General features: G+C 64.2%; 13 protein-coding genes. 9 read left to right on the top strand and 4 right to left on the bottom strand.

Features of this window, described 5'->3' with window-relative positions:
* Positions 1–31: 31 nt before the first annotated feature.
* The 3 genes from RHA1_RS15630 to RHA1_RS15625 form a co-directional block, all read right to left on the bottom strand.
* Entirely contained in the window at positions 32–808 is a 777-nt protein-coding gene (locus RHA1_RS15630; RefSeq protein WP_011595879.1) for an IclR family transcriptional regulator, read from the bottom strand.
* A 669-nt stretch (positions 809–1,477) separates the two neighbouring features.
* Positions 1,478–1,849 (bottom strand): WhiB family transcriptional regulator, encoded by a 372-nt coding sequence (locus RHA1_RS46080; RefSeq protein WP_011595877.1) that lies wholly within the window; start codon positions 1,847–1,849, stop codon positions 1,478–1,480.
* Between the two features lie 460 nt (positions 1,850–2,309).
* On the bottom strand, positions 2,310–2,507 hold the full coding sequence (locus RHA1_RS15625; RefSeq protein WP_011595875.1) for a hypothetical protein: 198 nt from the start codon (positions 2,505–2,507) through the stop codon (positions 2,310–2,312).
* Positions 2,508–2,760: 253 nt separating this feature from the next.
* On the opposite strand from RHA1_RS15625, the gene RHA1_RS15620 reads away from it, so the two are divergent.
* The 5 genes from RHA1_RS15620 to RHA1_RS15600 all read left to right on the top strand — a co-directional run bounded on the left by RHA1_RS15620 (position 2,761) and on the right by RHA1_RS15600 (position 8,273).
* The gene (locus tag RHA1_RS15620) at positions 2,761–4,212 is read left to right on the top strand and encodes an MFS transporter (RefSeq protein WP_148228401.1); all 1,452 of its coding nucleotides are present in this window, start codon (positions 2,761–2,763) and stop codon (positions 4,210–4,212) included.
* A 93-nt stretch (positions 4,213–4,305) separates the two neighbouring features.
* Complete coding sequence (locus RHA1_RS15615; RefSeq protein ID WP_007298645.1) at positions 4,306–5,106, top strand: SDR family NAD(P)-dependent oxidoreductase; 801 nt, start codon at positions 4,306–4,308, stop codon at positions 5,104–5,106.
* A gap of 29 nt (positions 5,107–5,135) precedes the next feature.
* Positions 5,136–5,885: an SDR family NAD(P)-dependent oxidoreductase gene (locus tag RHA1_RS15610; protein WP_007298644.1), complete on the top strand. Its 750-nt coding sequence runs from the start codon at positions 5,136–5,138 to the stop codon at positions 5,883–5,885.
* 91 nt (positions 5,886–5,976) lie between these two features.
* On the top strand, positions 5,977–6,678 hold the full coding sequence (locus RHA1_RS15605; RefSeq protein WP_007298643.1) for a cyclase family protein: 702 nt from the start codon (positions 5,977–5,979) through the stop codon (positions 6,676–6,678).
* Positions 6,679–6,869: 191 nt separating this feature from the next.
* Positions 6,870–8,273 (top strand): amidase, encoded by a 1,404-nt coding sequence (locus RHA1_RS15600; protein ID WP_011595873.1) that lies wholly within the window; start codon positions 6,870–6,872, stop codon positions 8,271–8,273.
* Positions 8,274–8,312: 39 nt separating this feature from the next.
* Here RHA1_RS15600 and RHA1_RS15595 read toward each other — a convergent pair whose 3' ends face one another.
* A complete protein-coding gene (locus tag RHA1_RS15595) occupies positions 8,313–9,317 on the bottom strand; it encodes a LacI family DNA-binding transcriptional regulator (protein ID WP_016881998.1) in 1,005 nt (334 codons plus the stop codon).
* Between the two features lie 187 nt (positions 9,318–9,504).
* Here RHA1_RS15595 and RHA1_RS15590 point away from each other — a divergent pair, with 187 nt between their 5' ends.
* The 4 genes from RHA1_RS15590 (at position 9,505) to RHA1_RS15580 (ending at position 13,211) form a co-directional block, all read left to right on the top strand.
* Positions 9,505–10,506: an asparaginase gene (locus tag RHA1_RS15590; protein ID WP_011595871.1), complete on the top strand. Its 1,002-nt coding sequence runs from the start codon at positions 9,505–9,507 to the stop codon at positions 10,504–10,506.
* A gap of 3 nt (positions 10,507–10,509) precedes the next feature.
* Positions 10,510–11,388: a polysaccharide deacetylase family protein gene (locus tag RHA1_RS15585; protein WP_007298639.1), complete on the top strand. Its 879-nt coding sequence runs from the start codon at positions 10,510–10,512 to the stop codon at positions 11,386–11,388.
* 65 nt (positions 11,389–11,453) lie between these two features.
* A complete protein-coding gene (locus RHA1_RS46070; RefSeq protein ID WP_011595870.1) occupies positions 11,454–11,720 on the top strand; it encodes a hypothetical protein in 267 nt (88 codons plus the stop codon).
* A gap of 378 nt (positions 11,721–12,098) precedes the next feature.
* Entirely contained in the window at positions 12,099–13,211 is a 1,113-nt protein-coding gene (locus RHA1_RS15580) for an NADH:flavin oxidoreductase (protein WP_011595869.1), read from the top strand.
* The last annotated feature ends 106 nt before the right edge of the window (positions 13,212–13,317 follow it).

Here is a 13,317-nt window from a genome sequence, read left to right as displayed (position 1 = left end):
CCCGACACCGGAGCCTGCCTCCCCCACCGCTTTACAGAGCGGCATCCTTGTCGAACTCGGTCCCCAGCTCCAGCGCCACCCGCTGGAGCAGGGGAGCGATCTCATCGGCGGACTCGACGGTCACGCGCGCCGCCGGTCCCGAGATCGACACAGCAGTCGGGGTAGGCGCGTTGGGGACCGGCACGGCGAAGCAGCGAACACCGATCTCCTGCTCACCCTCGTCGATGGCGTAGCCGCGTCTTCTACTCACCTCGAGATCGGCGATGAGCGTCTCGGGATCGGTGATGGAATTCTCGGTGTACGACGGCATACCCGTCCTGGTCACCAGCGAACGAACCGTCTCGTTGGACAGCTGCAGAAGCAGCGCCTTTCCCACTCCGGTGCAGTGCGGGAACACGCGCCGACCGACCTCGGTGAACATGCGCATCGAGTGGGGGGACGGAACCTGTGCCACATAGACCGCCATGTTCCCGTCGAGCACCGCCATGTTCGCGGTCTCGCCGGTGCGCTCGACCAAATCCGACAGGTGAGGTCGCGACCAGGACCCGATGAGCTGGGTAGCACTGTCCCCCAGTCGAATCAACTTCGGCCCCAACGCGTATCGGCGGGTCGGCAACTGACGCACGTACCCCCGATCCACGAGGGTGCGAATCAGCCGGTGAATGGTCGGAAGGGGGAGCCCCGCCCGGTCGGCCAGCTCACTGACCCCGATCGCGCCGCCGGCCGACGCCATGAGCTCGAGGATGTCGAACACCCGCTCGACCGATTGAACTCCACCGCCGGCGCTGGCCCGAGTTGCTGTTGTCATGCCTGATCTCCATTCTGCGGTCACCGGCCCATCAACGTATTCCACGAAGCGGAAGGCTTGGTTCGAGCGATGATAGCGTGGCCCCCTTGTGCCTGACGCGATCGCAGATCCTCCGCACCACGGATCACAATATTATCTCATTTTGCGGAAGAATATTTCCGAATTACGAAATCGCTATGGTGCGCTCGCTCGACCTCCGGTACGTGGACGGAAGCGCCGGCGCCCACGAGCCCACCACTAGCTCCTGACTCTCACCGTTCGGAACGCGGCAGTCGACCTGCACACCAGCACCCCGAGGAATCCCCTATCGCGGAGATTCCCGGTCCCTCGTCCGCGGCGCAGGCGAGTAGGCGAAGCGCGCTGAACCCGCGAGAACCGAGCTCACCCACCTCGCCCCCTGAGGGCGCCCCCAGCAAGCAAGGAAGCGGTCTGCCGAAGCTCAGGCGAGAAGTCAGATCGCCGTCCCCGCCACTGCCCCGGTCGGAGCCAGCACCACCTCGACGCTCACCGGGGCGATCGCATCGGTCAAGGGCGCGAGGACCGCCCTGGGCGTAGTGGAGAGGCATCCCGACCACATCGTCATCGACCCGCGACGCGGCGAACGTTCGAACAGCCGAGTAGATCACCACTGCAATCGCGCGCATCGTCTGTCAGCGCACCGGTTCCCCGTCAGGAAGGTCGGCGGCCCGCCCCTCTGTCTGCGGGCCGGATGTGCCGTCTGCGGTCGTTCTCGGACATCCCGCCCCACGTTCCGTACGGTTCGGCAGCGGCCAGGGCGTACTCGCGGCATTCGGTGAGCACCGGGCAGTCCTGGCAGACGCGTTTGGCGTGCGCTTCGCGCCGCGCCCGGTCCCGACCACGCTCCCCCTCTGGAGAGAAGAACAACGACGACTCGACGTTCCGGCACGACCCCAGGATGCGCCAATCTCCACGATCACGGTCGGCGGGCGGTCCGGTCCGTGGCGTACCTTCACCGCGGGAAGCCGGCACAGTGCTCGGCGCACGAGCGGATATACAAGTCATCGGATCGGTCTCACTCATCTCACTCACGGGTATTTGTGCTGCGGACCTGTCACCGCGGTAATCCTTTCGCAAACAACATCCTTCACAATCAGTCCGGACGGTCTCTTCAAGTTCAGGTGCCCAGCCAGAACCTTCGACGAGCGACGGTGATCACTTGCTCGACCAAGCGGCCGCAGCGGTGCCGGCGCGGCGACGTCGAGATACGCGACCAGTGCCCGACAGAACGCTGCGGTGTCCATCCTGAAATCGGTTCTGATCACCTCGGGAGGGCCGCCGCCGTGGGCGCACCAACGTGGGGCCTCGCACCACCGGGAGGGGCGACCCCTCGACGCCCCACCGGTAAATTCCAGCGTCTGTTGATCACTCCGAATCAAACTAGAACCGCAGGGCGTCGGCATGTCCGATTGTGAAACACACGCCTGTGACACCGGGGCGCGTGTGCCAGCATCAGTTAACGCAAATGCCTGCATGAACTAACTCATGCATGCCGGTGTGGTCCGATGAGACTGTCGAGGTAGGCGACCTGGGCTTCGAGAGCTGCGCGGACGTCGTCGATGTCGTTGCGTAGCGCGGAGGTCCGATCGATTGAGTACTCGGCGCCGACGATGTCTTCGTAGAGTCGGTCGACGTCCGCTCCCCCGGTAGCCATCTCGGTGACGACAGACGGTATTGACATCCCGGGTGACCCCTGTCACTATTCGTAGAACGAAAGTATATTTTCGCAATACGGAAATTACGATCGGGTCGTAGAAGTGCACCCTCCCGTGGACTGCTTTCGCTTCCGCACTCCGCGACCCGATTTCGATGAGGTTCCAGGTCTGAACGATGACTCGACCTGTTGGTGAGGCAACCGTGTGCCACTGGTTGCCCCGACCGCCTCGACCTCGCTGCTCGGTACTACCGGTCGGCTCGAACGAAAGGCCTACCCCGTGTCCCCCACCGATCCTTCCCCGCTTGCCACGTCATCCCGGAGCGGCCCGCTCCCCGATGCAGATGACCAGGAATGGGCGTCCGGCAAGCCCTCCGACGAGGTCCTTCTGAAGGGCCCGCCCGAGCACAGCCGCAAGTTCCTGCTGACGACGTCGATCGTCTGCTTCCTTGCCTGGGTGTTCTCGGTCTATGACTTCGTCCTCTTCGGCACCCTGCTACCCGAGATAGCGAAGACCTTCGAGTGGTCCACGAGTACGGCCACCGCAGTCGCCACCTGGGTCACCTTGGGCACCTTCTTCGTGTCCCTGGCAGTTGGCCCGTTGCTCGACCGCGTGGGACGCAAACCAGCGTTGGTCTTCTGCACCGTGGGCGCCGCGCTGACATCGGGTCTGACGGGTCTGGCGAACGGCGCGCTCGCCTTGATCGGAATTCGTGCGATCTCGGGTCTTGGCTACTCGGAGGAGGTCGTGAACAGTGTCTATCTCAACGAGATCTACGGTAAGAGTCGTCGTCGGGGATTCATGTTCAGCTTCGTCCAAAGTGGTTGGCCCGTAGGCGCTCTACTCGCCTCGGCCTTCGCCGCGGCCCTGCTTCCGTTTGTGGAGTGGCGCTGGATCTTCGTCCTCGCCACCTTCCCCGCCATTGTGGTCGTGTTCCTCGCGCGCCGTCTGCGGGAGTCGCCGGCGTTCATCGCGCTGCGGCGCACGAGAGAATTGCGTAAGGAAGGCCGGGCCAACGACGCGGAACGCCTCGCCGCCCTCTACGACCTGGATATCACCCGGGATCAAGAGTCCGGGCTGCGCCAGATCTTCGCTCCGGACCTCCGTCGGCACACGATCTGCCTGTCGGCGGCGTGGCTGTTGAATTGGATGGGCATTCAGGTCTTCGCCGTCCTCGGAACCACGATCCTCACCGACGGCAAGGGCGTATCGTTCGGCAACGCATTGCTCATCCTCATCGTGTCCAACGCGGCCGGCTTCCTCGGCTACCTCGCCCACGGCTATGTCGGTGATCGTGTCAACCGGCGGACCACCATCATGGTCGGTTGGATCATCGGCGGCGCCGTCATGACAGTGATGCTCTTCGGTCCGAATAACGCCGGTTTCGTCATCCCCCTGTATGCCCTCGGAATCTTCTTCTTGAACGGCCCCTACGCTGCGATGCTCTTCTACATGAGCGAGTCCTTTCCCGCCCGTGTACGCGGGACGGGCCCCAACGCCGCGCACATCATGGGCCCGGTCGGCGCCATCCTCGGCGCGGGTCTGCTGACGATCATCCTGTCCACCGGCGTTGACGTCCCGATGGCCGCGTTCATCGCGGGAGCCGTGGGAATGTTCGGATCCGGCCTGGTGATGCTCGGATGCCGCAAGGTCGATCAGAACCACCACCACGGTGACGTCGACGACGACGTCGACGTCGACGTCGACGACACGGACGCGGTCACGGCCTAAAGAACCGCCACGTCACCACCAGCGTGGACCTTTATACCCAGCCCGGGGCGGTCCACGCCTGCATAAACCAACTACCAGTGAGAGGTAAGTTCCGTGCCCCACAACACCAGTACCCCCACCCGTGATGACGGCCTGCAGGGCAAAGTCGCGCTCATTACCGGAGGATCCAGCGGCATCGGCCAGGCCCTGGCGGTGGCCTACGCCCGCGCCGGCGCCACCAGCGTCATCGGCTACTACACCGGCGATCCGCACGACGTCAACGACACCGTCAAGCAGGTCGAGGCGATCGGCGGCCAGTGCACAGCGGTTGCGGTGGACGTGCGCGACAGCGGCCAAGTCGAGACGTTCGCACAGAGCGCCATCGACATCTACGGGCGGCTTGACATCGCCGTCGCCAACGCCGGGATCCTGCGGCAGGCGTCTTTGGCCGAGTTGGACGACGCCGCTTGGGACGACATGCTGTCCGTGGACCTGACGGGTGTACTGCGCACCTTCCGGTCGGCGGCCAGTCGAATGACCGGGCCGGGCGCGATGGTGGCCATCTCCTCCATTGCCGGCGGAGTCTACGGCTGGGATCATCACGCACACTATGCGGCCGCGAAGGCCGGCGTGCTGGGACTGTGCCGTTCGCTCGCAACGGAACTGGCAGAATCCGGTATTCGCGTCAACGCGGTCATCCCGGGCCTCATCGAGACCCCGCAGTCCCTTGACGGGGTCAACTCCCTCGGCCCCGAGGGACTCGCCGATATCGGCAAGATCATTCCGTGGGGCAGGGTGGGGTGCGCCGACGAGGTGGCACGGGTCGTGCGCTTCCTCACCAGCGAGGACGCGGGATTCGTTACAGGGCAACAGATCATCGTCGACGGCGGCCTGACCGTCCGCTGGCCGAAGTGACCGGGTAAACGAGTGGAAGGCAGAAGATAATGGGTATACTCGAAGGGCGTACCGCGATCGTGACAGGTGCCGCGAGCGGGATCGGAGCAGCCATCGCCGACGCCTACGCGGCCGAGGGCGCACACCTGCTGCTTGCCGATCGCGACGAGGAGCGCCTCGCGGCCGCCGTGAGCCGTTACTCGGAGGGCGAGGCAAAAGCGGTGGGTGTCGTCGTCGACGTGACCGATCCCGACCAAACCAAAATGATGGTAGATCGATGCCTGGCGGAATTCGGTGCACTCGACATCCTGGTGAACTGCGCCGGGCTGCTGACAGAGGTCCCGTTGGCCGAGATGGACGTCGCCACCTGGGACGAAATGATCTCCGTTGATCTGCGCAGCGTGTTCCTGTGCTGCCGGTGGGCGGTACCGCACATGCTGGCACAAGGGTCCGGTCGCATCATCAACATCAGCAGCCAACTGGGGATCAAAGGCGGTGTCGGCCTGGTCCATTACTGCGCCGCTAAGGCGGGTGTCATCGGACTGACGAGGGCGCTGGCCCGCGAATTGGCCCCCAGTGGGGTCTTGGTCAACGCGATTGCCCCCGGACCGGTCTGGACCCCGCTCTTCGCCGGCATCACCGAGGACTGGCGACAGGCGAAGGAGGCCGAACTGCCGCTGGGCCGATTCGGGTTGCCGCACGAGATCGCGCCCACCGCGGTCCTGCTCGCCAGCGACCCCGGAGGCAACCTGTACGTCGGGCAGACCTTGGGGCCCAACAGTGGCGATGTGATGCCGTGAGCGTTGATCCCCCCGGTCCAACCCCGGCCAGTCGGTACGGGCCGCGAGCGGCCGCACAATTTCCATACGATCTGATGTGAGGAGTCACACCATGGCACAGCGCGTGATCGACCTATCTCTTCCGATTGACGACAACATGCCCAGCCACAAGTTCTTTCAGAGCCCCGTTCACGTCCCGCATACCCGGCACGAAGACTCGGTCAAGCTCAACCTCGGGACCGACGACGATCCGATGTCCCTGGCCACGTCGTACATCGGCACCCTCGACCACATCGGCACCCACGTCGACTCCTTCTTCCACGTCAACCCCGACGGCCTCAAGGTCGGTGAGATGCCGCTGGAGATGTTCTTCGGAAAGGCGGTGTGTTTCGACATGACGCACATCCCCGACCTGGGGATGATCGAGGTCGAAGACCTGGAAAGGGGACAGGAGCAATCCGGGGTGACGGTGGACGGCCATATCGTGCTCCTCAACACAGGTCTGCACAAACGTCACTATCCCAACCATTCGGTGGTGACCAGCAACCCCGGCATCAGTACGGACGCCACGCACTGGCTCGCCGACCACGGCTCGAAGGTGCATGGGGTGGAGGGGCCGTCAACGGATGCCCCGAATCACAACTACTTCTACAACCACCGTGTGTGCCGAGACCGCGGCATCACCCACTACGAATGGCTGGTCAACCTCGAGGAACTGGTCGGTAAGGGCGAGTTCATGTTCTTCGGAGTGCCGCTCGCGCTCATGCATGGCACCGGCGGGCCCACTCGTGCGTTCGCCATCCTGGACGAGTAGCTCGGGATCCGGCCATTCTCGACGCGATCGCTGAACAGCAGTTGTTCCTGCCCGCTTCGATACATGGTGTATCGACCTCCAGCCGCAGTCAGGGCGCCGACTCGGCCGCCCTGACTGCGGCGTGGTGCCGTCACACGTAATTCGATGGGGACGTCCCTCCGCACGGCCAAGTAGGAAGAGCGAAACGTCAAGTGAGCATCGATTTTTCATACCTCACCGCCTTCGAGCTGAGGCAGCTGATATCCACCAAGCAGGTGTCACCGGTCGAGGTCACCGAGGCGGCCTTGACCCGGATGGACGACCTGGAACCGACACTCAACGCCTTTGTGACCGCAACACCTGATGTGGCCCTGAAGGCCGCTCGCGCCGCAGAGGCCCAGGTCCTCGCCGGCGGGCAGCTCGGAAAATTACACGGAATTCCGCTCTCGGTGAAGGACTTGATCGACGTCGAGGGCGTCCGGACGACGTTCGGGTCCAAGACCAGGGCCGACAACGTCGCGCGTGCCGATGCACCCTCGGTCGAGCGGATCAAGTCAGCGGGATCCTGCATCCTGGGCAAGACCACGACCACGGAGTTCGGCGCCAAGGCCGGTGGCGGGGACAGCCCTCTGACCGGGGTGACCCGCAATCCGTGGAACACCGACAAATCGCCGGGTGGCTCCAGCTCGGGCGCAGCGGCCAGCGTGGCGGCCGGGGTGACGCCCTTCGCCCTCGGAACCGACGGCGGCGGATCCGTCCGGATACCGGCCGCCCTCTGTGGGTTGGTCGGCGTCAAGGCGCAGTACGGTCGAGTCCCCGTCTTCCCGACCAGTGCCACCCCCTCCCTCGGCCACGTCGGCGCGATTGCACGGTCGGTCCGCGATGCCGCGCTGTTGATCGAAGTGATGTCCGGGTTCGACGCGCGCGACCCGTCGAGCGTGGCACAGGATGTCCCCGATCTTGTCGGCGCCTGCGGTCGCGGGACGACCAACATGCGAGTTGCGTGGAGCCCGACCCTCGGTTACGCGTCCGTCAGCGACGAGGTGCGAGAGCTCTGCGAATCCGCCGTCGGGCGATTGGAAGAGGCGGGTTGTCATGTCGACCTGATCGACGAGGTGCTACCTGACGATCCCATCGGGCTCTGGGAGGCCGAGTTCTACGCCGGGGTCGGACTGAAGTTGCGCGAGGAGCTGGACCATTCCCGGCACTTGCTCGATCCCGATGTCGCCGAAGCGATTACGCAAGCGCTGTACCGCGAGACACTCGCGGACTACTTCGCCAAATTCTTTCAACGGTTTGAACTCAGGGAGCACGTACGTCAATTCTTCAGCCGGTATGACGTTTTGGTCACCCCGACTCTTCCCGTCGCCGAACTGGGCGCCGGCATCAATGTCCCCCCGGAGCTGCCGGACCGCGGCCTCGTGTCGTGGGCCTACTACACATACCCCTTCAACCTGACCGGCAACCCCGCAGCCTCCATACCGTGCGGCTTCACCACGAGTGGGATGCCAGTGGGCCTGCAAGTTGTCACGGGAACGAATCGCGACGCCGACCTCTTCCGAATCGCGGGGACGCTCGAGGAGGCCTCACCCTGGGGTCATCTCAGACCGCTCTAGTCGGCGAGACTGGTCGCGCCGATTTGAGGTTCTCCGCTCCTACACCGGGGTCGTTGTCGCGCGAGTGTCGCTGCTCCGCCTCACTATCAATTCGGGCTCGAGGAGTACAGACTCCGGTGTCCTGCCGGCCAGGACCTCGAGCAACAGGCGGAGGGCGTGTCGACCCAGCTCATGCATGGGAGAGCGGATAGTTGTCAGTGGGACGGCGCCTCCCTCGGCCAAGGGGGTGTCGTTGTACCCGACAAGCGCGACGTCGTCGGGTACGTGGATGCCCCTGTCTCGGAGGGCTCCGAAGGCTCCCAGTGCAGCGAAATCGTTGGTCGCGAAGATCGCATCGGGCACCGGTCCTGTCGCCAGAACCTTCTCGACCGCCGCGCGTCCACCCGCGGGATCAAAGCCCGAGTACACGATGCGATCAGTCGGTACCTCGATTCCGTTGTCGGCCAACGCTTCGACCGCCCCCCGTGCGCGATCGCGTGCTGTGGACGCAAATTCGAGACCCGCCAGAACCGCAACGTTTCGGCGGCCGGTATCAGCCAAGTGTTGTCCGACGAGGCGACCGCCCTTGACATCGTCGACGGTTGCCGAGGTGTAGCGGCCCGCGCGCCGGGAGGCCAAGGTGAACTTGAGCCCCTGGTCATGGACTTCGTCGAGGAATTGGTGGTCGAGGTGGGCATCGCCGAAGATCATTCCGTCGACGCGGCGATCGATCATCATTTGTGTCCGCGCTCGTTGATTGGCCGGGATGTCCAGCGAGTTGGTGACGAAGGTGGACAGTCCAGATTCCCACGCCGCTTCCTCAATGCCTCCGTAGATGGTCGCGAGCACGTAGTCCTCCAGGCGTGGCACCAGCACCCCGATGAGGCCGGACCGCCGCGTCCTCAGACTCGACGCTTGAGGATTGGGGGAATACCCATGCTCCTCGGCGAATGCCCGGATTCGGGCCACGGTTTCGGGGGATCCCCAACGCAGGGCGGCGTCGCCTTCAGTGTTGAGGACCCGCGAAATCGTCGACGGGCTTATCCCCAGCTCGGTCGCGATCATGCGGAGTGTCAGCGGGCCTTTCTGTGACGCCTTCAACGGCTCGCCTCCCTGGTCATCGACATCGAACTCGATCTCTCGACCTCAGACTACCGAACGAAGACCCCCACAACGATCAACACACAAACGTTTGTGAAAAGTAAGCCCAAACGATTGCGGCAAACGTTTGTATTGTGCTTCACTTCTTGGCATGCCGTTGCGAATAGCGATCATCGCTACCGGAGGCACAATCGCCTCCACGACCTCCGAGGGCGGTGTCGTCGCGAACCAGACGGCGGCCACTCTTCTCGAGGGCACCGGCATAGCCGGCGTCGAGATCGAAACGATCGACCTGATGACCATCGGCTCGTACCAGATGACGCTCGGTCACCTGCGCCAGATCAGTGACCAAGTCGCCGACCTGCTCGCTCGCGAGCACGAGCGTGTCGACGGAATCGTCATCACCCACGGCACCGACACGATGGAGGAGACAGCGATCCTCCTCGATCTCGTGCACGACGATCCCCGCCCCCTCGTGTTGACCGGCGCACAGCATCCCCGTGACGCTGTCGCCGGTGACGGCCCCCGCAATCTTGCGGACGCCGTGCGGGTTGCGGCCTCGCCCGACGCCCGCGAGCTGGGTGTGCTGATCGCCTTCGCCGGGCGGATTCTCCCCGCTCGGGGAACGCGCAAGATGCACACGACCGCTCTGGCGGCGTTCGACTCGATGGTCGGCGGCAGCGTCGGCAACGTCAGCGGAGGCGCCGTGTCGATCATCTCCGCCCCCCGCCGTCCCAAGCCGCTACCGCGGCCCACCCTCGCGTTCGACGACACCCGCGTCGATCTGGTCGAGATGTATCCGGGCGGCGACGCCGCGTTGATCCATGCAGCCGTCGCGGCCGGGGCGAAGGGTGTGATCGTGGCCGGCACCGGCATCGGCAACGCCAACCCGGCGGTGGTCGCAGCCGCGCGGGATCTCTTGCCGCGAGGAGTATTCCTCGTGCTGTCCACCCGAGTCCCCGAAGGTCCGGTCGCCGGCGTGTACGGAAATGGTGGCGGGGCCGACTTGGTGGCCGCGGGCGTTCCTGCGGCGTCAGGCCTGCCGGCCACGCAGCTCCGAATACTCCTGGCCCTCTGGCTGTCCCAGCGAGTGGATGCCTCGGAGCAGGTCAACTCCCTGATCGATATCTACGCAGACAACAAGGAGGACTGAACTATGGCCAAGGAGATTTTCGTCGCCTTCGGTATCGACGTCGACGCGGTCGGTGGCTGGCTGGGTTCGTATGGAGGCGAGAACTCACCCGGCGACATCTCCCGGGGCGTCTTCGCCGGCGAAGTCGGCGTCCCCCGACTCAACAATTTGCTTGCCAAGTACGACCTGCCTGCCACCTGGTTCTGGCCAGGGCATTCCATCGAGACCTTCCCGGAACAGTTCGACGCCGTTGTCGCAAGCGGACACGAGATCGGTCTCCACGGATACAGCCACGAGAACCCCATCGCGATGACACGTGAGCAGGAGTCGGAGATCCTCGACCACTGCATCGATCTCATCACCACTCGCACCGGTAACCGTCCCACCGGCTACGTCGCCCCCTGGTGGGAGTTCAGCAAAGTCACCAACGAGCTCCTCGTCGAGCGGGGCATTACCTACGACCACTCACTCATGCACCGCGATTTCGAGCCGTACTACGTGCGCGTCGGCGACTCGTGGACTCCGATCGACTATGACAAGCCCGCCGGGCAATGGATGAAACCCCTCGTCCGGGGCGAGGAGACCGATCTGGTCGAAATCCCCGCGAGCTGGTACCTCGACGACCTGCCGCCGATGATGTTCATCAAGGGCAGCCCCAACAGTCACGGCTTCGTGAGCCCACGGCACATCGAGGAGATGTGGCGGGATCAGTTCGATTGGGTCTACCGGGAGAGCGACTACGCCGTCTTCACCTTCACCATTCATCCCGATGTCTCCGGTCGTCCTCAGGTGCTCCTGATGCTCGAACGGCTCATCGAGCACATCAGCTCGCACGACGGCGTCACCTGGACGAATTTCAACACCATCGCCGAGGACTTCAAGAAGCGCTCACCACGCCGGTGAGCCACACCCCTATCCGTCCTCCCACCTGTATCCCCCAGTGAACCCTCTAGCAAGAGAGCAGACTGATGTCTCACGCACATGTCGCCCCGCCCCCGGGACTGCGGCGCGTCACCGGTAAAGAGACTCGCCGTGCGTCCGGTATCGCTTTCTTCGCCTGGACCATCGCTGTCTACGACTTCGACGATGACTGGAAGCGCGCCAAACGTGCGCAGTTGCCGCTCGGCCGGTTCGGACTGCCAGAGGAGATCGCTCCCACAGCGGTGCTGCTCGCCTCGGATCCGGGGGAAATCTGTTCGTCGGACAGGTCCTCGGCCCCAACTCGGGCGACGTGATGCCCTGATGTGCGGCGGATGCGGCGGCGCGCCACTCGACTGGGCCGCTGAGCTGGTCAGCGGACCACGGCAGCGGACCGCAGTGGCCCGTCGAATCGGGGGGCTACTGCGACGGGACACGGTTCGTGCCATCACCGCTGGCTGGGTGGTTAGCAGCCCCACCGGCGCATCCGTGGTGTGCCGGACGTATGACGACCTCGTCGACGCGGTCAGCGAACGCTCAGATCGACCCATCTCCGAGGTTCGGGCACACGGACTTGCCGACTACACAAACGTTTGCCACAATCGTTTGTTTAGGCCGTAGGGGCATGCCCCAAGCGCCAGGGCAACAGATGTCATCAACGACATGCACGATCACTATGTTCGGGAAGGCCCCAAATGCAACACACGTCTACAACGGCAAGCACCCTGTTCTCACCGCTCAAGCTGGGATCGACGGAGCTGGCCAATCGCGTTGCACTCGCACCGATGACACGGGTGAGCGGCGACGAGGACGGGTCGGCGAACGAGTCGATCGCGTCGTACTACGAGGTTTTCGCGAAGGGAGGGTTCGGCCTTCTCATCACCGAAGGCATCTATCCCGACACGAAGTACAGCCAGGGGTATCTGAACCAGCCCGGATTAGCGACAGCCCAGCACGCGGACTCGTGGAAGCCCGTGGTTGAGCGGGTTCACACCGCTGGCGCAAGAATCTTCGCCCAGCTGATGCACGCGGGTGCGCAGTCCCAGGGCAACAGGTACGTGACCGAAACGATCGCACCCTCGACGACACCTCCACTCGGCGAGCAACTGGGCTTCTACGGAGGTACAGGCCCGTACGCGACGCCGCGCGCCCTGTCTCTGCGGGACATCGACGACGTGTGCGCTGGATTCGCCCAGGCTGCCCAGCATGCGGTAGCCGCCGGATTCGACGGGGTGGAGATCCACGGCGCCAACGGTTATCTGCTCGACCAGTTCCTCACCGATTACATGAACCAGCGTGATGACGAGTACGGCGGATCCCTCGCCAACCGACTGAAGATCTACCGAGAGGTCATCGCCGCAGTTCGGCAGGTGGTTGGCTCCAAGGTCACTGTGGGAGTGCGGATTTCGCAATCCAAGGTGAGCGATTACAATCACCGTTGGGCCGGAGGTGAGTCCGACGCGGCGGAGATCTTCCAGGGGCTGGCCGAAACCGGCGTCGACTACATCCACACCACCGAGTTCGATGCCACCGCACCTGCCTTCGCGGACTCAGGCACCACGCTTGCAGCCTTCGCGACGAAGTACTCGGGCTTGCCTGTTATCGCCAACGGGCAACTCGGTGACCCCGCGGCAGCAGACGCGCTGATCGAGAACGGCTCCGCCCAGGTGATCTCGCTAGGCAAGCCGGCACTGGCGAACCGTGACTGGCCACAGCGTGCCCTCGATGCCAAGCCGATCCAGTCGGACGTCGACCCCTCGGTATTCAGTCCCATGGCGACCGTAAAGAGCTGGGAGCTTTCGGCGTAGCCGACTGGGTACGTCGACAACCTCATCAGGCTCAATGACGCGCGGGGATATGTTGTTTCGGCATGCCGCGGGCACTAAGAGCTGCGCTAGCTTAGTTAAAGCCAGT

The sequence above is a fragment of the Rhodococcus jostii RHA1 genome (genome assembly GCF_000014565.1).
GTDB classification, from domain to species: domain Bacteria; phylum Actinomycetota; class Actinomycetes; order Mycobacteriales; family Mycobacteriaceae; genus Rhodococcus_F; species Rhodococcus_F jostii_A.
This window is presented reverse-complemented; position numbering and strand designations above follow the sequence as displayed.